General features: G+C 33.7%; 24 protein-coding genes and 1 other RNA gene. 5 read left to right on the top strand and 20 right to left on the bottom strand.

The window, feature by feature from the left end; translation table 11 throughout:
- Positions 1-211 precede the first annotated feature (211 nt).
- Positions 212-517 carry a hypothetical protein gene (locus DFQ03_RS05680; protein ID WP_133672210.1) on the top strand — a complete coding sequence of 102 codons (306 nt, stop codon included), beginning with the start codon at positions 212-214 and terminating at the stop codon, positions 515-517.
- A gap of 139 nt (positions 518-656) precedes the next feature.
- Positions 657-1,406, top strand: a complete 750-nt coding sequence (ppgK, locus tag DFQ03_RS05675; RefSeq protein ID WP_133672209.1) for a polyphosphate--glucose phosphotransferase — start codon at positions 657-659, stop codon at positions 1,404-1,406.
- Between the two features lie 79 nt (positions 1,407-1,485).
- Here ppgK and DFQ03_RS05670 read toward each other — a convergent pair whose 3' ends face one another.
- From DFQ03_RS05670 to DFQ03_RS05645, 6 genes are all read right to left on the bottom strand, one after another.
- Positions 1,486-2,385, bottom strand: coding sequence for a DUF6503 family protein (locus DFQ03_RS05670; protein ID WP_133672208.1), 900 nt, complete (start codon positions 2,383-2,385; stop codon positions 1,486-1,488).
- Between the two features lie 34 nt (positions 2,386-2,419).
- Positions 2,420-3,208 carry an SDR family NAD(P)-dependent oxidoreductase gene (locus tag DFQ03_RS05665; protein ID WP_133672207.1) on the bottom strand — a complete coding sequence of 263 codons (789 nt, stop codon included), beginning with the start codon at positions 3,206-3,208 and terminating at the stop codon, positions 2,420-2,422.
- 293 nt (positions 3,209-3,501) lie between these two features.
- A complete protein-coding gene (gene typA / locus DFQ03_RS05660) occupies positions 3,502-5,304 on the bottom strand; it encodes a translational GTPase TypA (protein ID WP_133672206.1) in 1,803 nt (600 codons plus the stop codon).
- A 107-nt stretch (positions 5,305-5,411) separates the two neighbouring features.
- Positions 5,412-5,957 carry a hypothetical protein gene (locus DFQ03_RS05655; RefSeq protein WP_133672205.1) on the bottom strand — a complete coding sequence of 182 codons (546 nt, stop codon included), beginning with the start codon at positions 5,955-5,957 and terminating at the stop codon, positions 5,412-5,414.
- Between the two features lie 51 nt (positions 5,958-6,008).
- Entirely contained in the window at positions 6,009-6,593 is a 585-nt protein-coding gene (locus tag DFQ03_RS05650; protein ID WP_133672204.1) for a hypothetical protein, read from the bottom strand.
- 89 nt (positions 6,594-6,682) lie between these two features.
- A complete protein-coding gene (locus DFQ03_RS05645) occupies positions 6,683-7,249 on the bottom strand; it encodes a hypothetical protein (protein ID WP_133672203.1) in 567 nt (188 codons plus the stop codon).
- A gap of 83 nt (positions 7,250-7,332) precedes the next feature.
- Here DFQ03_RS05645 and kdsA point away from each other — a divergent pair, with 83 nt between their 5' ends.
- On the top strand, positions 7,333-8,151 hold the full coding sequence (kdsA, locus tag DFQ03_RS05640) for a 3-deoxy-8-phosphooctulonate synthase (RefSeq protein ID WP_133672202.1): 819 nt from the start codon (positions 7,333-7,335) through the stop codon (positions 8,149-8,151).
- Here kdsA and DFQ03_RS05635 read toward each other — a convergent pair.
- Positions 8,148-8,528: a DUF1801 domain-containing protein gene (locus DFQ03_RS05635; protein WP_133672201.1), complete on the bottom strand. Its 381-nt coding sequence runs from the start codon at positions 8,526-8,528 to the stop codon at positions 8,148-8,150. The two genes, kdsA and DFQ03_RS05635, sit on opposite strands and share 4 nt — an antisense overlap.
- Positions 8,529-8,616: 88 nt before the next feature.
- On the opposite strand from DFQ03_RS05635, the gene DFQ03_RS05630 reads away from it, so the two are divergent.
- Positions 8,617-9,522, top strand: a complete 906-nt coding sequence (locus DFQ03_RS05630; RefSeq protein ID WP_133672200.1) for a phospholipase A — start codon at positions 8,617-8,619, stop codon at positions 9,520-9,522.
- A 207-nt stretch (positions 9,523-9,729) separates the two neighbouring features.
- Here DFQ03_RS05630 and DFQ03_RS05625 read toward each other — a convergent pair whose 3' ends face one another.
- Positions 9,730-10,935: an NAD(P)-dependent oxidoreductase gene (locus DFQ03_RS05625; protein WP_133672199.1), complete on the bottom strand. Its 1,206-nt coding sequence runs from the start codon at positions 10,933-10,935 to the stop codon at positions 9,730-9,732.
- Between the two features lie 176 nt (positions 10,936-11,111).
- Between DFQ03_RS05625 and ssrA the strand changes: the two genes are divergently transcribed.
- Positions 11,112-11,511, top strand: a transfer-messenger RNA (tmRNA) gene (gene ssrA, locus DFQ03_RS05620).
- Positions 11,512-11,820: 309 nt separating this feature from the next.
- Here ssrA and DFQ03_RS05615 read toward each other — a convergent pair.
- The 12 genes from DFQ03_RS05615 to DFQ03_RS18775 form a co-directional block, all read right to left on the bottom strand.
- Positions 11,821-12,732 carry a leucine-rich repeat domain-containing protein gene (locus tag DFQ03_RS05615; RefSeq protein ID WP_208295895.1) on the bottom strand — a complete coding sequence of 304 codons (912 nt, stop codon included), beginning with the start codon at positions 12,730-12,732 and terminating at the stop codon, positions 11,821-11,823.
- Positions 12,733-12,853: 121 nt separating this feature from the next.
- On the bottom strand, positions 12,854-13,804 hold the full coding sequence (locus DFQ03_RS05610) for an alpha/beta fold hydrolase (protein WP_133672198.1): 951 nt from the start codon (positions 13,802-13,804) through the stop codon (positions 12,854-12,856).
- A gap of 1 nt (position 13,805) precedes the next feature.
- Entirely contained in the window at positions 13,806-14,666 is an 861-nt protein-coding gene (locus DFQ03_RS05605) for an alpha/beta fold hydrolase (RefSeq protein WP_133672197.1), read from the bottom strand.
- A 129-nt stretch (positions 14,667-14,795) separates the two neighbouring features.
- Positions 14,796-15,728, bottom strand: a complete 933-nt coding sequence (locus DFQ03_RS05600) for a TolB family protein (protein WP_133672196.1) — start codon at positions 15,726-15,728, stop codon at positions 14,796-14,798.
- 13 nt (positions 15,729-15,741) lie between these two features.
- Entirely contained in the window at positions 15,742-16,620 is an 879-nt protein-coding gene (locus DFQ03_RS05595) for an MBL fold metallo-hydrolase (RefSeq protein ID WP_243834430.1), read from the bottom strand.
- A 128-nt stretch (positions 16,621-16,748) separates the two neighbouring features.
- On the bottom strand, positions 16,749-17,318 hold the full coding sequence (locus tag DFQ03_RS05590; protein ID WP_133672194.1) for a hypothetical protein: 570 nt from the start codon (positions 17,316-17,318) through the stop codon (positions 16,749-16,751).
- Positions 17,319-17,529: 211 nt separating this feature from the next.
- A complete protein-coding gene (gene trpS / locus DFQ03_RS05585; protein WP_133672193.1) occupies positions 17,530-18,591 on the bottom strand; it encodes a tryptophan--tRNA ligase in 1,062 nt (353 codons plus the stop codon).
- Positions 18,592-18,742: 151 nt separating this feature from the next.
- Complete coding sequence (locus DFQ03_RS05580; RefSeq protein ID WP_133672192.1) at positions 18,743-19,429, bottom strand: DUF4386 domain-containing protein; 687 nt, start codon at positions 19,427-19,429, stop codon at positions 18,743-18,745.
- Positions 19,430-19,637: 208 nt separating this feature from the next.
- Positions 19,638-20,942, bottom strand: coding sequence for a serine hydrolase (locus tag DFQ03_RS05575; RefSeq protein WP_208295894.1), 1,305 nt, complete (start codon positions 20,940-20,942; stop codon positions 19,638-19,640).
- Positions 20,943-21,284: 342 nt separating this feature from the next.
- Complete coding sequence (locus DFQ03_RS05570; RefSeq protein WP_133672190.1) at positions 21,285-22,112, bottom strand: alpha/beta hydrolase; 828 nt, start codon at positions 22,110-22,112, stop codon at positions 21,285-21,287.
- A gap of 52 nt (positions 22,113-22,164) precedes the next feature.
- Positions 22,165-22,782 carry a hypothetical protein gene (locus DFQ03_RS05565; RefSeq protein WP_243834429.1) on the bottom strand — a complete coding sequence of 206 codons (618 nt, stop codon included), beginning with the start codon at positions 22,780-22,782 and terminating at the stop codon, positions 22,165-22,167.
- Between the two features lie 62 nt (positions 22,783-22,844).
- A complete protein-coding gene (locus DFQ03_RS18775; RefSeq protein WP_166637439.1) occupies positions 22,845-22,982 on the bottom strand; it encodes a hypothetical protein in 138 nt (45 codons plus the stop codon).
- Positions 22,983-23,129 lie beyond the last annotated feature (147 nt).

Genomic DNA, 23,129 nt, shown 5'->3' with positions numbered 1-23,129 from the left:
TAATTCCCTAACCACTAATAATTTTAACACAGACAAGTAAAAACACCCTACTGAATTACAGAAGATTAAGGTTAAAAAAAAGATTCATAATAAAATGATAAAATTATTCGTTATTCAACTAATTAGATTTCATTTGTATCAACTTTTTAAGTCGACAAACAAGGCTTAAAAAACGGACAAAAAAATCAATAATTAACTAAACAATTAAAAAATGAAATCACTTTTAATCGTATTGTTCGTAGCAGTTTCTTCTCTGACCACTTTTGGTCAAGAAACTAGTACCATGAACGGAACTTATGAGGGCTATATTGATGGCGTTTACGTTTTTTCTGATGGTGAAGGTTACACTACAGAATTCTCTAACATTACAGATGATGTTGCAAATGAATTCGATTTAAACAGCGAAAAATTCGTTGGTAAACAATTCATGATCACGTTCACTGTAGATTCAGAGATGGATGAAGACGATGAAGAAATTCAAGTTAGCACTATAGTCAAATTACTAATGCCAATGTAAAATACATATAAAGGACCTTAAAAGGTCCTTTTTTTATGCTCTAAAACAGGACAAAAATGATATGTATATTCACAAAAACAATCTCAATTCAAAGACCCGATTCTTTTTCGTTTCTTTGTAATTCATAACAAAATATAAAATGACTTTACTAGGTATTGATGTAGGTGGTTCTGGAATTAAAGGAGCGTTAGTTAATTCTGAAACCGGAGAAATGATTTCTGAACGTTTTCGAATACCCACTCCCATACCAAGAACACCAGAAGCAATGACCGATGTAATTGCCCAAATTGTCAAGCATTTTGATTACAAAGGCAAAGTTGGCTGTGGTTTTCCTACTATTATTAAGAACGGTGTCTGTAAAGCTACCGGCAATCTAAATAAAAGCTGGTTGGGTGTAAATGTCGAAGAATTATTAGAAAAGAAAACCGGATTAGATTTTACCGTAATCAATGATGCAGATGCTGCTGGTTATGCTACCATGAACTATGGTACCGGTAAGGGCAAAAAAGGATTCGTTGTTATGATCACCATCGGCACTGGTTTAGGTAGTGGTGCATTTTTAGATGGAAGATTGATTCCTAATTTCGAGTTAGGACAAATTCCATATAAAAAATATTCTAAAATTGAAAAATGGGCAGCAGGATCAGCAAGAGACCGCGAAGGATTATCGTATAAAAAATGGGGCAAAAGATTCAACACCTTTTTAGAATACGTTGAATTGATAGTTTCTCCAGATTTAATTATTCTTGGTGGTGGTGCCTCAAAAGATTTTGATGAGTTTAAATCTAAAATCAAAATCGACACCAAAGTAATACCCGCAAAGCTTCAAAATCACGCAGGTATTATTGGTGCGGCGGTAGCTTCGCAATATAAAGCGAAGAAAGCTTAAAAAGAAAAGCAACAGTATAGTTTTAAAAAATCCCAAAGATACCTTTGGGATTTTTTTACGCTTTTATATCAACTACAAATTAGTTCAAAATCTTAGCATCTGCCGGAGCATCAAAAAAACCTTTAGGTAATTCTTTTTCAAAAGACACATCTGTAAAATCAATTTTAGTGATATAGTCACCTGGCTGATCGTCTTTAATCGTCCAATACGTTTTAAAACCACCTGGCATGGTAATACCATCAACTACATGTTCGCCAATAAATTCAGTAAACTTTTCTGGTGCGTGCCCACCATCTTTAAAATACTCAGGGTATGAAACAATGTATCTCATTACCGCCAATTTACTAGTTTCCTTATTTACATATAGAATATAATAATCATCTGGAGCATCACCAGTTTCCGCATCAAAAGTAACTTTTACCACATTGTAATCATGCTCTTTGAAAGTTGTTGGTTCTAACAGCTCTAAGTTCACCCCTTCCCCACTCAAGACAAAAGGATGACCAACAAACCATAATGGTGTTAGCGCCCAGAATTTGGTGTCGTAAGCAAATGCTGTACTGTCTTTAGCCATTACCCAAGCTTGTTCACCTGTCCAACCAAATTTCGCAGAACTATCTGCAGTACTAGTATGTACAGCACGATTACTCCATTTATCTACGGTTTGGTAACTATCTCTAGCAGTTTTACCATCTAAAGGCTGATAATTAAAACGAAATGTAATTGGCCCGTTAGCGTACCAAGTATCTAAACCACCATGGGCTTCCATAGCATTCCATATTACTTTTCCTGCTTCAGATGCATTTAGTCTTTCTTTTGTTTTTTCAACTCGTGAGTTTACCCAAGAATCGGGTATAGCAATAAAATCAGATTCTACGACCACATCTTTAGCGGTTTCATTAACTGATTTAGGGGTTTCTTTACAGGACACAATAACTGTAAGTACTATTAAAAATGATAGTTTATAAAATAATTTCATAGTTGTTCGCCGTTTGTTGATTTCCCTGTATAGATTATACGGCTTTATGATCTAAACTAGCTGTTTTACGTTCCTCATAATTCTCTGCAACCATCTTATCTAACTCTTCAGGTGCCTCAAAATTCAAGATATTTTCCTTCAGTCGTTCATCACCTCCAAAAATAACTTGTATTTCTTTATTAAATAATCCTTCTAAAGAACGTTCTGCAACATACTCTGGCGAATCCATCTTTCTGCCTTTGAATTTTTGCATCATATCAGTATCTGTAGCGGTCGGAAAAGCGCAGGTAACCGAAACCTTTAAAGGTGCTAATTCTCTACGCATAGAATCTGAAAACTGGCGTATAGCAGCTTTAGTGCTACCATATACCGCATAGAAAGGCATCCCAATTAATCCCAACCCCGATGAAATATTTAAGATATATGCATCTTCAGAAAATTTTAAAAGCGGAATGCAGTATTTTGTCAATAACATTACAGCGGTAAGATTTATAGCAACCTGATCATATAAATCCTCATCTTGTATATCTTCTAAAGGACCAGCGGAAACAATACCTGCATTATTTATCAAAATATCTAAATGACCCCATTTGTCTTCTATACGTGCTGCAGCATCCCGCAGAACCTCTATATTGGCAATATCACCGGCAATTCTAATAAAGCTTACGTCTGGATACTCTAATGATAAATTTTTTAGATTTTGTTTGTCACGTGCAATGACCGCAATATTGCTTACCCCATCTTTAATTAGGTTTTGAACCATACATTTTCCAATACCCCGAGTACCCCCAGTAATGAGTACATTTTTACCTTTTAGTTGCATAATAACGTTAGTTTGAGTTGTGATTAAATTCTACTTTAAATTAGATAAAATTCTATGCAGAAACGAAGAAAAATGCAGGATGAACACATTATTAAGAAAGTAGGAAAATCTACACTAATTTTTTACATTTTTCTTAGTCTATCGCCACTAATTAACAATATATCAGCGGAGTAATCACAAAATCAACCTCACCATCAATCTCCAACAAACCACTAAAACTAAAAACCACCCGATAAGGTGGTTTCTAGTTTTAAAAGTAAAAAAAAAGCTCCTTAAAAAAGGAGCTTTAGTACTTATGCTATTTTATTTCTCTTACGCTCATTTTCAGTCAAGTAGATTTTACGTAAACGTAAATGCTTTGGAGTAACCTCAACATACTCATCTTTTTGAATGTATTCTAATGCCTCTTCAAGAGAAAACTTAATTGCAGGAACAATTTTAGCTTTATCATCGGCACCAGAAGAACGAACATTAGATAATTTTTTAGTCTTTGTAATGTTAACGGTCATATCATCTCCACGAGAATTTTCACCGATAACTTGACCTTCGTAAATATCTTCACCCGGATCAACGAAAAATTTACCACGATCTTGTAATTTATCGATAGAATAAGGAATTGCTTTTCCTCTTTCCATAGATACTAAAGAACCATTTTGTCTTTGTGGAATATCACCTTTCATCGGTTGATACTCTAAGAAACGGTGTGCCATAATAGCCTCACCCGCAGTTGCCGTTAATAATTGGTTACGAAGACCGATGATACCACGTGATGGGATTTGAAACTCACATAACATACGGTCACCTTTAGCTTCCATACTAGTCATCTCCCCTTTACGAATAGATACCATTTCAACAGCTCTACCAGAAACTTCTTCAGGTAAATCGATAGTCAAATGCTCGATAGGTTCACATTTAACACCGTCAATCTCTTTTATAATTACTTGTGGTTGCCCAATCTGTAATTCATAACCTTCGCGACGCATAGTTTCGATTAAAACTGAAAGGTGTAATACACCACGACCGAATACTAAAAACTTATCTGCACTATCTGTTTCGTTTACACGTAACGCCAAGTTTTTCTCTAATTCTTTCGATAAACGATCTTTAATATGTCTCGAAGTAACAAACTTACCATCTTGACCAAAGAAAGGGCTATCGTTAATAGTGAACAACATACTCATTGTTGGCTCATCGATTGCGATAGTTTTTAATGCTTCAGGATTTTCGATATCGGCAACAGTATCACCAATTTCAAAACCTTCAACACCTACTAATGCACAAATATCACCAGTTTCAACTTCTTGTACCTTCTTACGACCAAGGCCTTCAAATACATAAAGTTCCTTAATTTTAGACTTCACGATAGAACCATCGCGTTTCACCAAAGATATTTGTTGGTTTTCTTTTAATGACCCTCTTTGCAATCTACCGATAGCAATTCTACCTGTAAATGAAGAGAAATCTAAAGAAGTGATCAACATTTGAGTATTACCTTCTTTTGGTTCAAAAGTTGGAATATGCTCAATAACCATATCTAATAACGGCTCAATATTGGTAGTTTCGTTTTTCCAATCTTCACTCATCCAGTTGTTCTTTGCAGAACCATAAACTGTAGGGAAGTCTAACTGCCACTCTTCAGCACCTAGCTCGAACATAAGATCGAAAACTTTTTCATGTACTTCTTCTGGAGTACAGTTTTCTTTATCAACTTTATTGATTACCAAACAAGGCTTCAAACCTAGGTCAATCGCTTTTTGAAGTACAAAACGTGTTTGAGGCATAGGACCCTCGAAAGCATCTACCAATAACAAAACACCATCTGCCATATTCAATACACGCTCAACTTCGCCACCGAAATCGGCGTGACCAGGAGTATCAATAATATTTATTTTAGTATCCTTATATATAACGGAAACGTTTTTGGAAGTAATGGTAATACCACGTTCTCTTTCCAAGTCGTTATTATCCAAAATTAAATCACCTGTATTCTCGTTTTCGCGAAACAAGCTACAGTGGTACATTATTTTGTCTACCAAGGTCGTTTTACCGTGGTCAACGTGCGCAATGATCGCAATATTTTTTGTAGTAGTGGACATAAAAGGTCTTATTTAAGCGTGCAAAGATACTTTAAATAACGATAGCCACACTTAAACTTATGTTATTTTTATCTTATTGATTTTGAGACAGTTCAGTATGCGAGCGACTACTTTTTTCTACCACCAATCACCCAACCAAGTCTAGCATCAATTAAAATACCCGCATCTGTATTAAATTCATTGACAAAAACACCCGGTCCGAATGCTAAACTAAAATAAAACCCCTTCTTGTAAGTTCGCTGTAAACCATACACTAAAGCTGCATTATAATAGTAATCAGATGCATATTCTAAATTGCCGATAATGGGTGTCCCAAATTGTAATTGATTTAAAAAACTAAAGTAGTTACCTGTGTTACCTGATATGTTTTTACCTTTTTTCAATCTTCTGTCAAAGTTATTGTAATATCTAAAGTCAGCCGCAAAACCTGGGTATAGTCCAAATTCTGTTTCTACATTAGAAGCTCCTTGTAGAGCAAAACCTATTATAGCTTCAGCATTTATGGTAGTTCTCTCTCCTACTCCCATTTCATAAGATACTCCTGGTAGCAAAGCATTAATTTTAAAGAGTCCGTCCTCTACTAATTTATCAGACTGGGCATTCACATAAATAGCGGACATCAAAATTACCGTTAGGCCGAACATTTTTTTCATAATTAATTTGGTTTGATTTTATTCGGATTGTATATCAAATATCAGACCACTTTAATCGAACGTAGGTTTAGTCGATTTTCGTATTGTAGCTACCCAACCGAAATTTAGATTCACCATAAAACCGTGTCCATTATCTATACCATCTCCGTCAAAATAGCCATACCCTACTTCGGCATTAATATTGAATCCTTTTCTATTAGTACGCTGTATACCATACACACCACCATAGAACGCAAAGGCATAATTACTATTCCCGTCAGAAATATTATCGGTAAACTGTACCGGTTCCCAGAATATACTACGCGCAGGACCAATATAATTTGCAGAGTTGCCAACCACATTCTTATTAATATCTAATCGCTCTTGAAAATTATGGTAATATCTAATTCTAGTATGCCAGGCATAGCCCAAAGCATAGCCTTCTTGATATCTTGCAAAAGCGGGTGTAAAACTAGTTGAAGCACTAACGTTTTTAAAAAGACCCAGTTCATATCTAATACCCGGTCCCAATAAGTTGATAGTAAATTGATGTCGCTCTAGATTAACGAGTCCGTTGCCTTTTTCCGAGAAATCCCTGATTTGGGCATTCGCTGTAGTTACCGATAAAAACAGAAGAATAAGTGTATTTTTTTTCATGTAAATTGATTGATGTTGCAACTAAAACTACATGATTTAAGAAATGTAATTACCTGATTTAAAGAAATATTAAGAAAATAACTACAAAATTAACGACCTACGCACCAGCGTTTTTCACTAATTATAAAACCAATACTTAAGTTGGCCACGGGATAAATACCACCTTCAAATTGCCCTTCATAATACGCCGCACCGACATCAACGGAAAAGTTGAATCCGGAATCATAACTACGTTGTAGACCAGTTACCAATCCGGCATAGCCAAAAGCTCCTGATACATTCTCATTGGCAATAGTTCGCGAACCAGGAAAAAAGACAGCAACAGCAGGTGCCGCATAATTTGCAGAGTTACCATAAATCTGTTTTCTTTTACGCTGACGCTTTTCAAAATTGTAATAGTAACGATATTGACCGGCAATGGCAGGAAAAACACCAAATTCCCCGTAAACATCTGGTAAAAGAGGATCTAAAGCAACTTGAATTCCCGCTTTAATATCAAGTGTCGTATTGGTACCCAAAGCCATTTCATATTCGAGACCGGGATTAATAAGATTAATCTTCACCTGCCTCAATTCACAATTTTTACCAAATTGAGCACGGGCATTGCCAGTACAAATTATAAGCAATAGTATAATTGAAAACTGTTTGATTTTCATTTCCATTTGGGGTTTCGACAATCTTATCTTAATAGAACAGTAAGCTTCTTAAAATAGTATCTTTGTTTAAAAATATTCGACAAATGAACCTATCTCTTATACCCCAAATAAAACATACCGACAGCAACAATTTCTTTTTACTTTCAGGACCTTGTGCCATTGAAGGTGAAGATATGGCTATGCGCATTGCAGAGCATATTATTACCACAACCGATGAGCTTAAAATTCCTTACGTTTTTAAAGGAAGTTTTAAAAAAGCAAACCGAAGTAGACTAGATTCATTTACCGGTATTGGAGATGAAAAGGCTTTAAAGATTCTACGTAAAGTTTCTGAAACATTTAAAGTACCAACGGTTACCGATATACATACAGAGCAAGATGCTGTTATGGCTGCAGAATATGTAGATGTTTTACAAATACCTGCATTTTTAGCTCGCCAGACAGATTTAGTAGTTGCCGCTGCTGAAACTGGTAAAACGGTCAACATCAAAAAAGGACAATTTATGAGTCCTGAGAGTATGAAGCATGCCGTAAATAAAGTTACCGAAACAGGAAACCAGCAAGCTATGATTACCGATCGCGGAACCATGTTCGGCTACCAAGATATGATCGTAGATTTTAGAGGTGTACCGACCATGAAGCAATATGCGCCTGTGGTTTTAGATGTTACACATTCATTACAACAACCGAATCAAACTTCTGGCGTTACAGGTGGTAGACCTGCTTTGATTGGTACTATGGCACGTGCAGGTGTTGCCGCAGGTGTTGACGGACTTTTTATAGAAACCCATTTTGATTGTGCCAATGCAAAAAGTGATGGCGCCAATATGCTAGACTTAGGATTGATGAAAAAGCTATTGACTGACTTAGTTGCGTTGAGAGCTGTGGTGAATGAGTTTTAGAGCAAATCTTTCTGCTTATAAAACCCATTCTTACGAACAGAGTAAGCATCTTTCAAAACTTCAACAAGAATATCGTTATCGATATCTTCAAGGGAACTATAACGCAATGAACGTACTACTTTTCTATTTTCAGGAATTAGTACGTTCAAATGTTTTGTAAGGTGGGCAGAGTTCCAAAAAGCAATATCTACAAACTGCTTTTTATGATTTGCATTCAAATAACAAATAGGAGATTTACCAATGTAAAAACAGGGAATATTCCATTTAAATTTCATTTCAATATCTGGCAAGGTCGTTTCAATCATCATTTGTAAATGCATTAAAATTCCTCTGTATGGTTCAGGTTGATTGAAAATATAGCTCTCTGCTGGCTTCATAATAAAATCGATTATATTAATTTAAATTACGAATACATTTACTAATACCCATCCAAATATATAATTTTGACTCATTTAAAATTTATAGATGTTACATAAAACAGCAACAGTTTTAATATTCACTTTTATAATAAGTATCGGTTATCAATGTTTTTCGCAAGAAGATCATGATCACAATTGGTATTTCAACAATAGTAAAAGCTTAAGTGAATTATGGGAGCTAGATGATGAGCACCAACGCGGTACATTCATTCTAACCTCTTACAAACCTATCTACATAACCGCCGCAAAATATTCTACCAACCCAAATGAATTTCCTCAAGCAGAAAATTCAGATAAAGTTTTAGATGAGCCGAACAGGTTAAATGCTGTAGAGTCAAAATTTCAGATTAGCCTAAAAACCAAAATCTTTCATGGCATGTTCGATGGTAAAATGGATTTATGGATGGGTTATTCGCAAACTGCCTATTGGCAAATTTATAATACAGAGCGTTCTAGACCATTTCGCGAATTAAATTATCAGCCTGAAATTATTGCCAATTTCCCCATTCAATTTAAAATACTCGGTTTCGATGCTAAAATGATTGGAGCTGCTATAATTCATGAATCTAACGGACAGTCAGATCCAATTTCAAGAAGCTGGAACCGTATTGCTTTTCATGCTGCATTAGAACGAGGGAACTGGCAAGTAATGCTAAAACCATGGATACGTATAGGAAGCAAAATTGATGACAACGAAAAGATATCTGATTATATAGGCCGTGGCGAAGCCGATATCACCTATGACTGGGGCAGACAGCGCTTTAGAGCTATTGCCAGACACTCTTTAAACCTAGGAGACAAAAGCCGTGGTAGTTTACAATTAAACTGGTCTTTTCCAATCTTTGAAAACTTCAATGGTCATGTACAATTTTTTGATGGTTACGGCGAAACTCTAATAGACTATAACCATAGACAGACCACTTTAGGTATTGGAGTATCTTTAATAAATTAAAAAGACCAGATATAAAAACTATTCTCAAAATAATTACTTAAAGATTATCATATTTTTTTAAATCCAGATCCATTCGACACACTTTCGAAACTTTTTTAGTATTCAACATTTATTGGCATATACCTTAGGTATACTTACAGTAACGTGTTTAGAAATCAAAAAAAGATTCCTATTTAAACAACCTACAAATTAAAGTGAGGCCTCTATTTATTCTTTACCATCTACGTAATCTTGCAGGTAAGCATAACGTTCGGTCAGTTTCCCATCCTTGGTCATTCTAGCTCTTTCAAGAACTCCATCTTTATCATTATTGAAGAAAGCCGGAATCACATTTTTTATAAAAGCCTCACCAAAACCTTCACTTGCATCTCTAGGTAATTCACAAGGTAGATTATCTACAGCCATAACTGCAATAGCATCAGCATTCGTGAAATCTGTTTCGGACTCCGATACTGGGTCATAGCCATAAATGGGATCAGCAATCGTAGAAGGTTTAATAGTAGAAGCAACCGGTCCGTCAATGTCACAACTTATATCGGCAACAACCTTAATTTTAAAATCTTCATGTTTTGCATCTTCCGTAGTGAATAAATAAGGAGCTCCTTGACCATAAAAATGACCGGCAATATAGAAATCGGTTACTTTGGCAAACCTAAAGAAGTTAGATTTATATTCTTCTGGGTGAGCAAAGAAATCAGATTTATTTCCACGTACGCCATCTTTACGCCTATTATATTCACCGGCATCAATTTGGCAATAGACAGGTTCGGCGAAAGTTTCCTCTAAATACTCGGTAACATTTACACGTCTCATACCCATACCGTCCAACATTTCTCTAGCGCCATTACCCACTCTACCTCTACCGGTAAGCAGTACTTTTATATTCGGTAATGATAGTTTTTTCAATTCTGCTATCAAGGCTTGTTGATCTGGTAAATCATTGGCCTTTGGCAAATGAAAAACATCGTTTTTAAGTCCATATGCCCTAAAACCATTATAAGCTCCCACAATACCTGCATATCTACCAAAGGCAACTACTCGCTGTTCTTGCTTGTTGGTAATTACCTCATGGTCATACATTTCAATGTTCTTATCCAAAATAGCACGAAGCAAATCTCTATTATAAGGTTGCTTTTTAATAGTATGCGAAAAGAAAAAGTATTTTTTATTCGGAATTAAAGCATCTATTGGTACTTCTTTGACTCCTAAAAGCACGTCGCACTGTTCCATTTCACTTGCCACGGTAATACCTAAATCCCGGTAAGCATCATCTTCATAAGCTCTAATTGGGGATGGTTCTACTATAATTTCAGCCTTTGAATGCGTATTCAAGACTTTTTGACATGCTTTTGGCGATAGAACTACACGCTTATCTGGCGGATTCTTACGTTCTCTGATGATTCCGAACTTCATATGGGTTTGGTATAAATATTGCACTAAATTATACAATTAGAAACACTTGGCTTAGGTCAAAATAAAAATTATAGGGGATCGTAAAGTTTTGTTAGCTTTGCTGCCCGCTATTTAATAGTCGATGTCGATTGAATTGATTCAGCTATTATATAGATTAGAAAGTTCTTTTACATATTGGGGCCGACCGGTTTTGACAGCGAGACCAGTTGGAATGTAAGCATGTCGAGCGCTGGGAAACAGCTCGTTAATCTCATTTTTCACACTTTTAATTGGCGAAAATAATTACGCTCTTGCCGCTTAATCTGAATTATAGTAAGATTAGCCTCGTCCCTACCAGGTAGGGAAGCGAGATGTTCCTGAATAGCCCTTGTTGATGGCGATTCTTATAGGAGCACCAGAAAAGTCAACATAAGGGTGTCCGCTCACTTTGGCGACACCACCAAAATCTTAAGAAGATAAGTGTATATTGGGCGGTTTCTGGTCAGGTATGCATCGAAAATTAATCAGATCCTAAACATGTAGAAAGCATTTTAATTGCTTGTTTGGACGAGGGTTCGAATCCCTCCGGCTCCACTAGAATAGTACCAAAACTATTTAAAAACCCTGTAATCGTATGATTAACAGGGTTTTTCATTTTATATGGTTTCATTTGAAGCGTTTTGAAACCGTATTTTATGTGACCTATTCGGTGAGTACTTTTTAATTAAAAAAACACTCACCGATTTCCTGGTAATTAACTGATATAATGTTATTTATAAAAAAGTTATCTTGTACTATTAGTAATAATATATATGTTCTATTCATGATTTTTATATCTTAGTGAGGGTAGTAAATACCTAATATATAATTTAGTGAGCCTTTGAGGTAATTATCTGCAATGGCTTTTTAATTGCAATCATCATTTAGCTCTTGATGATCTGATTTAGAAATCTGTGGAATATTTTGTCCATCAAGAACTTTAATACATGACAGATTTGGATTTCTATCTACTTTCAAATCAATAAGGTTTTGATTAAAACTTACGTTTAACCTATCCAAGGAATTACTGGTGATATAAAGATGCGTTAAATTATGATTTTCTAAGAGATTTATAGTTTGCAGCTCGTTATCAGAAATCAGTAATGTTTCTAACTTTTTATTTGAAAACACCTCTAAACCTTGCAATCTATTTGATGTTAAAAGTAGGTTTTTTAGATTTGGAGCTGAACTTATGTCGAGTAAATACAAATCATTATTACTCATATGTAAAACCTGTAACGACTCACTAGAAATACTAAAAGTTTCAAAATAATTCCAAGACAAATCCAAGTCCCTTAATTTACCCAATTCTGATAATCCAACTACTGAATTCATTTCATTAGCAGTCAAATCAAGTAAAACTAATTTACTGTTGTTGCTAATATCAATACTTAACAATTTATTCCCCGCAAGATTTAAGGTATCCAAATTTAAATTATCACTTAAATCAATTTGCGCTATATCATGCTGGATGGCAATTAATTTCGTTAAACTAGTGAAGCCTTCTATTCCCGTTAAGTCAGTAATAGCTCCATATTCTAGATTACTTAAGTCAAGGGTAGTTATTTCTTCAGCATCACTGCTTAGCATTTGCTGATTTATAATACCATCAGAATCTACACCTGTTTTTATAAGTATCGCTTCAAAACTTGAATCGGGTATGTTTAAATAAGTAAGATTTAAAGCCCCAATAATATCATCATTTGAGCATGAGACTGTAACACCCATCAAAAATAATATGCAGAAATAGGTTAGTGAAATTTGTTTTGAATTTTTCATCTTATTGGCTTATTTCTCGATTATTTAAATTTTCAATTATTTTTGATGCTACATCTTTAAATAGTCTCTAACAAATTCTGCTCCTTCTCTATAAAATACCATTCTTGATTCCAATCCTTTTTTAACCATTAAATTTTGCTAACCATTTTAAAATCGATTCATTTGTTTCTTGTGGTAATTCTTGTTGAATGTGATGGCCACACTCTAAACTAATCACATCCAAATTAGGAACAAAATCCTGTAGCCTTTCAAATTTTGGAATCATATCTAGATTACCATAGATCATAAGAGTAGGTTGTTTGATGATTGGATCTATTTCTGCTAATACGTGCCAGTTTCGGTCAAGGTTTCTATACCAATTAATAGCTCCATTAAATCCTGAATTTCTAAAGGCACTTACAAATACAGACAAATCAACGTCGTTCATAATAGGCTCACCAGAAGGCTTTTCCGCTTTTGCAAGATTCATCAATAACATTCCCGGTTCTGGAGGTGTAAGAGGCACATTCTTACGAAATAAATTACGAAGAAAGTTTTCTGCATGGTTCTCTAACAAAGCATCTGCTACTCCTGGTTTTTTATTAAAATGAACAAAATAGAAATCTTCACCAAAAATCTCTTCCATAAACTGAATCCATGGTTTTTCACCTCGTTCTTGATAAGGCAATGCAAGATTTAGTATTTTATTTACGCGTTCTGGATGCAATAGTGCAAGGTTCCATACTACATTTGCGCCCCAATCATGACCCACAAAAACAGCATCTCTGTAGTTGTAATAATCAAGTAAGGCCACTAAATCATCTGTTAAATGGGTTATATCATATGCCGTTACTTCTTTAGGGCACGATGAATTGCCATATCCTCTTTGATTTGGAACAATGACATGATAACCAGCTTTAGCAAGCGCTGGTATTTGATAACGCCAAGAAAAGGCATGTTCGGGAAAGCCATGACAAAGTACAATCGGATTGCCAATATTTTCTTTACCTGCTTCAAATACTCCTAACTCAATTCCATTTATTGAAATTATATTGGATTTGGGAAATTTTAAAGATTTAATTTCTTGTATCATTTCAGTGCCTGTTTTTATAAATAATTAAATCTTCTATTTTTTTAAAATCCTTTGAATTTGGTACGTGTTTAGCCTCTTCAATCAAAACAACTTCTTCTATAGATGAAAATATTCGATTTGCTCTTCTAATCATTTTTTTTCCGGGAAACATGATGTCTTTTTCACAGGCAAAAATGGTAATCGGTGTTTTTAGTCTATTTGCATCATTTTTAGATAGTAGTGGCAAAGGAGAAAAATCCATATTACAGTGTTGAAACGTAGTAGACATAAACTCTAAAGCAAAATCATCGTATTCAGAAAAAAGTACGTTCATTACCTTTTTAATGTGCTTTTGATTGTTAGTTCTTATAAACTTTTTTAATGGTAGGAACATTTTAAACAAACCTACAAGAGGATTGCCATTTACCATATAGACTGGAGCGATTAAGAAAACCCTTCTTATTGGTGTCTCGTTAAACTCCAGTGCTTTTAAGCTAATGAAACCACCAAAAGAAAAACCTACTAGGGTCACGTCTTTCAATCTTAGTTTTATGATTACTTCAATAAGCCATTTTCCATAATCTAAAGATTTCATGTCCAACCTATTCTCTGCACTTTTATTGGGCTGCGCTAAGACATCAATGGCATAGACACAATATTTTGAAGCTAGATTGGGGAAAGAATCTAAAATTTGTGGTGCACAACCTCCTGTGCCATGAATAAGTACTAATGGAGGGTTTTTAGTGTCGCCAGTAATGATAACATTAGTGACTCCAAACTTTGTTTCTATCAATTTTTCTGAATATTCAATATTCAGCTTATTTAACTTTTGATTGTAAAGGAATAAGATTTTTTCTTTTCCTTCTTTTGATTTGAAAAACATGTACTGTTCGTTTTTTGATTGATGATAATGATTGATGTATTGTAGAATACTATGACGAATTACTCGTGTTAATTCTTACTGAATACATAATTGTTCGCTTTAAAATTGTTTTGATTTGATTAATGATTTTTAATGCGTTGATTTAATGTTTTGATGGTTTTTTTTAAGTGATAAGATAACTTCTGCATCTACCCAAAATATATCTACATTTTCAAAATCTACTGACCCTACATTTCTGCTAAAGAAAAGGTATTTACCGTCTGGTGTTATGCTAGCAGAAGCTTCCCAACCGTTGGTGTTTATTTTATCTCCCAAATTAATCCCATCACCCCAAGTGCCATCACTTTCTTTAAAACTGATGTAAATATCAGAGTCTCCGAAACCATTTTCCCTTTTAGCATCAAATAATAAATATGATTCGTCTGGTGCTATAAAAGGATGGCTTAAAAAAGTGCCAGTATTTATTTCTTTAGGCAAAGCTCTAGGTTCCTCATGCTTTCCATCTATTAAACGCGAATAGCGAATTGGAAATGTTGAATCGTTTTCTTTATAAGTGTCAAAATAATACGTACCATTTGAAGACGATGAAAGGCGCATAATATACATAGAATCATTACTTACGTTAGGAGGTTCTAGTTTTTGTAATTCTGACCATCCAGATTCTGTTCTTTTTAGATACCTGTCACCTAAATGCATGGTTTGTCCATCTGGGGATATTACTGGTCTTCCTATCCATGGAGATGCTATTTCAGATTTTTCCCATTTCCCATTAATTTCGTTGTATTTGTATTCGTAAAAAGCTGATTTTTTATTTTCTTCTCCTCTTCTAATAAAATAAAACGCTTTCATATCTGGGGTGAATGCACCATCATATTCATAAATTTCTGTAGACACAAGACCAGGAGCAAATGGTATAGGCTTTAATTCTGGTGGCTTTTGACCAAGATATGGGTTTTCTATGGTCAAAGAATCATTTTCTTTTACATTCGAATTCTCAGTTTTACAGGCACTTAAAAATATTACAGATAGCAATACGGATAATTTAATTTTAAGATTTTTCATTTCTTAGTATGTTTTAATCGACGGGATATATTATAAAGCTATCATGTATTTTCTTTGTCGGTGTATCTCCTAATTTTGTAAGCGCTCGTGAAAGTTCTTTTAATGTGAGCACACTTAACGGAAGTTGGTGTTCTTTAGGCTGGTAGTTACTTCCCATGGGATAATCAACTCCAACTGTTTGAGTCATTTCGATGTGATTTCCAAGTATGGTTGAAACCTCATAACTGTCGGTGAATTTTACAAGTCGTTCAATACTAATTTTAAAAGCAATCCAATCATTTATGTATAGTCTACCAGGATAAAAGGTGTCTCCAGTCAAGAGAATTTTCGTCGAAGTATCATAAACCGCTATTGAAGAAGCTTGGTGTCCAGGAATTGGTATTATCTTCATCATGCGATTTCCTAAATCATAATCTACAACTTCTTCGGGCCAGTTCGCTATCTTAAAAAAATCTTGTACGTCTTTAACCTCAAGGTCGATTACAGAAGTTTTCGGTTTTCCTTTGAATTGTACATCGCCTGCAAAGTGGTCTCCATGCTTATGGGTATGCGCAACAATTAATTCGACCGCTCCATTCTTTTTAGACCAGTCGTTAATAATTCTATTTACAGTTTCATAAATCGGAAAAATATCATCCTCTTGAGTAGCTCCAGTATCCATTAATAGCGCTTTGTTTTCACCAAAAAACAGAAACATAAAAGGTGCTTCGTAATTTGTACATTTGTTTTGACGTAAAATATAAGTTTTGCTATTGTACTTAACGACCTGAATTGGTGGGTCAATATTATCTTCACAGTTTTCAGAACCATGAATCCAATTTTGAACATTTAAATCAACAGTTTCTTCAATTGTTGGCTCGCATGACAAAATCAAAATTAGTATTGATAGCAAGATTGTGATTTTTGTTTTCATATGTTGGTCTATATTGGATTTAACCTTCTGACTATGAGCGGTGCGGGCGCAGAAATTCAGGGAATTTCGGGCTGCGCACTAAGCAAAAGCTCAGAGAATTGTTTTTGCTAAAACCTGTACCCTATTCGCAAGTGCATATTTAATTCCATTTCACTTTTGTTCTTTAAATAACCAGCACGTTTAGCAAATGTGTAACTAAACCCTGTACCAAGACCTGCTTCATAATTAAAATGTTTGCCTATGTTTCTTCTAATTCCCCAAGTGGGTATAATAGAAAAATCACTTACAATAGGAGCATCGTCAGTATTGAATAAGACAAACCAATCTGGATGATACCCCATTTTTAAAGCAATAAAGTTGCCACTATTCCCATCGGTTGGTTTTGAGTTTTTTGAACGTTTTTCGAGGTTATAATAAAATCTTGGTTCAACAACTATAACAGGTGTTAGTAGAAATGGAGAATCATAATCATCGTAAAAAGTAGTTTCCCATATACCAAAATCAAAACCAATTTCTGTTCTCAGTGCTACGGTATTTGATAGTTTTGCTTCATTATATGCCCAGATTCCTAGAACTCCAGTTTGTACTCCGAATGTTGATTTTTCTACACTAGTGTTTTGAGCTTTGGCGATTAATGTTAGTCCGCACAAAGTCAAAGTAATTAAAGTTTTTTTCATAATGATTTTTTTTTGATTAATGATGATTATTGATTGAAGTTTACCTTCTTGAAAAAGTAGAATTAAATAATAGTTTTAGTTATTTTGTTTTTTTGAAATGCTTCCGTCCGCTTTATTTGTTCTTCGAGATTCCATTTAAAATCAAATCTATTCTTTCAAATAAAAAGATTGAATCAAGTCCGATTTCAGTTCTTTGCTGGATGTAGTGCTATTATATTTTCATATTCATTGCCTCAGTGACTTCACTCAACGTTCCAATAGCTATTTCTCTCGCTTTACTTATACCTTTAAGCAAAATATCCCTGACATAATCTTTATTTTTTTCAAGCTCTATTCTTTTTTTTCTAATATGATCAAAATATGTGTTTATGGCTTCTGCTGTTAGCTGTTTAAGTTTTCCTGAACCTTGGTCGCCAATTTTATCAGCAATATCTGTTGGACTTTTATTTGAACATAAGGAAGCTAACTTAAGTAAGTTGGAAACCTCTGGTCTGTTTTCGGGGTCGTAAGATATGTAACGATTTGAATCAGTTTTGGCAGATTTTCTTAGTTTTGCTGTTTCGTCAGCTGTTGACTTTATCTTAATTGAATTGTTGCGACTTTTGCTCATTTTTTGAATACCGTCTAACCCAAGAATAATAGGGGTATCAGTAAAAAATGCAACTGGTTCTGTAAAAATATTTTTATTGAATTTGGTATTAAAGCGCTTTGCAATTTTCCGAGTTAATTCTATATGAGATAATTGATATTTTCCAACAGGAACCACATTACTTTTACAAAAGAAAATATCAGCAGCTTGATGAACTGGATAGATATACATTCCCGCATTAATATTACTTAGTCCTGAAGCAGTAATTTCTTCTTTAACAGTTGGATTTTTGATTAATTCTGAACTGGAAACTAATGTCAGAAATGGAATAGTTAGTTGATTTAATTCAGGAATATGACTATGTGGAAAAATATGAGTTTTATAATTTTCAGGGTCTAATCCACAGGCTAAATAGTCCAAAGTTAGTTCATAGGTGAATTTTGAAATTTCATTAAAAACACTTCTATCTGTCAACACTTGATAATCAGCAAGTAAAATATAAGTCTCAATTCCCAAGCTTTGTAATTTTAATCGGTTTATAATTGAGCCAAAATAGTGTCCAAGATGCAAATTACCTGTAGGTCTATCTCCCGTTAATACGCGGTACTTTTGAGGATTCTTATACAAATCATTTTCTAATGATTTGCTTTGCTCTTTTGCGTTTTCAAAACTTTTATTTATCATTTTTTGTTAAATTTTATTCAAGTAAGTTCAATTTTTCTCCTTACCCACAACGATTTCGGCTATGAGTAGTTTCGTGGATAAGCACTTAACGTTGCAAGTATAAACCAAACTGAAATCCGTGAGGATTTTCAGAAGTAGGAGAGAAAAGCAATTACTTATAGCTAGGTCTTATGCCAAAAATTAGTAAATAACCTATCATCCAAAATTCTCCAATGGTTGCAGGTAGCGTAAGAAATCTATTGAAGCTAAAATCAATTCCTGCGTAGTGTATAACTGTAGAAATTAGATAGCCTATACCACCTAAAATAATTATTCTTCCTAACCAGACAGGCAACCTTTTAGATTTGATAACTATGTATCCCATTGGAAATAGCCATAACCCGAAAAATAGGCCACCAATACCCCAAGCATTCGAAATAATATTTTGAAAAACCTGAATTAGTAAAACTTTGTCTTCCATAGCACTTATTTCAGAATTTGCAATACCTATTGCTGAGGCGATTGAAATTGCACTAATCATAATGGCTAAAGCATTTACCATTCCCCATATACCTAGAGTCCAAGCTTCCCATTCATAATTATCTTTAAATAATTTGAAAAACCAAACTGCGGTAAGTGCCTGAGAAATTACTATACCAAATTCTAATAGCAACCTAATTCTTGCTGTAGATTCTAATTCTACTAAATTTGTTAGCGTTTGTTCAGGATTACCAGACACAAATATTTGAGAATGAAAGACCATAAACCCAAGAATTCCTGTAATAGCCATCATTAAATACCATAAGCCAGTTATTCTAGCTGTTTTAATTAATCTTTTTTGTTCTGTATTTGCAATCATAGATGATTTATTTTTATTATTTTATACTAATTCTGACTCTGTAAAAGAGTAATTGTTACAGTTTTGCCCTAATGGCACACAACCGGTTTTGTATAAGATCTTTTGCGCGTTTAAGCAACTAATTTTGCAAATACAATCCGAATAGAAAATCAGAGAGGATTTTCGAAAGTAGGCTAGAACTAGCAATGAATTATACACTTTGTTGCCATTAGTTTGTTTTTACATTTATTTTTTCAATTCTGTTTATCATTTCTTCTGCATTTGTATTTTCAGGATTGAGTTCTAAAGATTTTTGATAGCTTATTTTTGATAATTCAAATTGGTCATTTAAGAAATAACTTTCGCCCATACTATCAAATGCATTTGATGAATTTGGGAATTCTGAGATAAGTAATGTAAAAATGCTAATAGCCCCTTCTATTTGACCTTTCTTAATCAAGTCATAGCCAAGTTGATTTAATTCATTTTCATCCGAAAAATTATATTCCGGAAAATTTTGCTTTTTTAAGTTTTTATAAAGCTGAATTCCCTCATTAGCATTATCATAACATTTTTCTCTAATTGCGAAATAAATAGACTTCTGTGGTATTGAAAAGGAATTGCCTTTTAAAATATTTTCGACTGCATCAGTTATTTCTCGAAGCTTGCGGTTTTTATTATTTGTCATTAAAACGATTGATAAATCTTCTTTCACATTATAATGGATAAAGGATTCATAATTGAAAGATGATCCATGATGTTGATGAATTAGCAAAGTGTCATTCTCAATTACCCCAATTCCTAAAGCAGAAGAACTCTCCTTAGAATGCGAATCAAATAAAGTAATTAATGATTTATCAGATATAAACTGTCCTGAATGTAAGTTGATTATCCATTTATACATATCATTTGCACTAGGGTTTACCCAACCAGAGAATTCGATATCCATTGCTCTATCATTTACAAAAGAATTATTAAATGCGGTTACTAATTCAGGGTTTTGAGAATCCGCGTCAATAATAGCATTTGTCATACCGCCAGGAATAAGTAGGTTTTTTTGAATGAAATCATTAAAACTCATTCCAGATACTTGTTCAACAATTCTTCTTTGTAGAAAAACATTATTGTTACTGTACAAGTAATCTGTGCCAGGTTTAAAACTTAGATGTTTAATATTTTTTAATTCGTTATAGATATCTTTGTCATTTTTAATATTGTTCCAGTTGATTCTTGGCAGTCCACTAGTATATTGAAGTAGATGCCTAATACTAATGGTATTTGACCATTCTGGTAATTGCAATTCAAAATTTGAGATTTTATCATCCAGATTAAGTAACCCTCTTTCATTTAAAATCATTATCCCAACAGCGTTGAATTCTTTTGCTATAGAACCAATGTTAAATATTGAGTTTCTACTAAGTTTTTTTGATCTAGTGGCATCTGAATATCCAAATTCATTTTGATATATAATGTTATTGCCCCTTGCAATAAGGACATTCCCGTTGAATAATCCACGATCAAATGACACTTTCATCAATGTGTCTATTTGGTTTATTGTTGTTTCAGACAAATACTTTGCCGTCGGCTTTTTTTTGTTTTGACAGTTTGTGAAAAAAATTATTGATGTTAGAAAAAAGAGACTTTTTATTCTATTCATTTTTAAAATATTACTGAAAGACTATAAATTAATTAAACTGTTGCAGTTTTTAATTAATGGCAATGTGATTGTATAAGATTCGTTGCGTGTTTAAGCACCTGATTTAACAAATAAATCACAGATAGAAAGTCAGCGAAGACTTTCGTAAATTGGCTAATACAAGCAATTAATTTTATACGGTGTTACCAAACGTATTTGTTGATATTACCAGCTTCGAAATCATTCCTCTTGATTAATATATTTTAACCCTTCGTATAAAGCTATTAATGGTACAGAGCGATGGTTTTCTTTTTCAAAATATTCTATTTCGATATTTAGAGGTTTATCCGATTTCTTTGTTATTAAAGTATAAAGAGAGTCGTGTCTTTGTTTATTCCTTTCGTAATTAGCCTCTCCTTGATTGGCAGTAGCTATATAAAGTTTTTTATCTAATGATATTGAGGAAGTAGAATTAACTTTGTTTTTCATCATCTCCTCATTCCACCAAATACTTGGGTCTATAGAAATGTAAGCATTGAATACGCTATTTTCATCCATATAGGAATTTAGTGTAAGTAGTCCTCCTAAAGAGTGCCCAACAAGAGTTCTAAACGGTTCTGTCTTATACTTTTTATCAATATAAGGTACTAGTTCTTTCTCAATGAAATTCAAAAAAATCCTTCCACCTCCCATATTATTCGGTCGTTTGGTCTTAATTTTTGTAACTGTAAAATCTCGTTCTCGGTCAACATTCTCTATGGCTATAATAATACTTTCAGACATTAAATTTTTTCGATTCCTATTAGAACTCATAAAATGTACTATTCCAGATGATGTTTTAAAATGAGTATATCCATCCAATAATATGATAACTGGATATTTTTTATCAACTTCAGATGAATTATTGTATGAATCAGGAAGACTTATTAAACAGGTTCTTTCTTCATCTAAAATATTAGATTTAATAACGAACTTACTTCCTACTATAATATCTGTTTCATTCTGTCCAAATGTGGTTTGTACTCCTGAAAGAAGAATATATAAAATTACAAATGTCAAATTTTTCATAGTTTGCTTTATATGTTTGGTAACAATAGAATATATGGCAATAGATAAATTTTTATAACCAACTAAACCCTAATCCTATATTAAAGATTACTGTATCTCTGTGCGCATCTCCTTCTAAAGACGCACGACCAAGCACTAATTTAGACTGAACATTAAGTGCAAAGTTTTTCTTTTTGTAAATTTCATAACCTGTACTTGCCATTACAGCGCAACCAAAATTCCAATCGTCATTTACATCGTCTTTAATATCATATAATGCTGGCGAATCTATTGCTAAACCAATTCCACCATGAATCCACCAACGATCTTTTACCCAATATTGTACAGATGGAATAAAACCTCCAAAATTCCTGTCATTATCTTGAAATTCGTATATGTTTCCTGGCATAGCGGCAGTAATGGCAAGATTTTCATTCAACATATAGCCCAACTTTAGATCTGGAAAAACAAACGTTCCTTGAGATGTGTCAAACGTTTGAATACCTTCACTATCTTCTAAACTGATTAGACCTCCACCTAGTGAAAATTCAATGATAAAGCCACCTCGCTGTGTTGTTGTTTTAGAATCTGCGTTTTGTGCATATGTTATACTTGATAATAATGCAAAGGCTACACAAGCCACTTTTAATCCGATTTGTTTTTTGATTGTTTTCATTTTAATTGATTTCATGATTGTTCGCTTTTTGATTGATGATTTATTTTGTAATCTCAGTTGTTACATTAAGATTTTTTTTAGTATTCTAACGCGGCACCAATGGCAATTCCAATGGGAAGCCACAAGGCTATGTTTGAGGTTAACAAGCCTACTAATACCCCTGAAAATATGCCTATTACAAGTCTAATTCCTTTTTTACTTTTAATTGAATTCATAATTATTCACTTTTTGATTGTTTGTTTTTTTGATTATGGTAAACTTAAAAAAGGTCTTTAATCAATTAAACTTTATGTGATATATGAATGTTTGTTAATGATAAACTACCTCTTATAAGTTACAGACAGAATTTGTACCTTATAATC

The sequence above is a fragment of the Maribacter caenipelagi genome (genome assembly GCF_004364175.1).
GTDB classification, from domain to species: domain Bacteria; phylum Bacteroidota; class Bacteroidia; order Flavobacteriales; family Flavobacteriaceae; genus Maribacter; species Maribacter caenipelagi.
The sequence above is the reverse complement of the archived record's forward strand: the minus strand, read 5'-3'. Positions and strand labels throughout refer to the sequence as shown.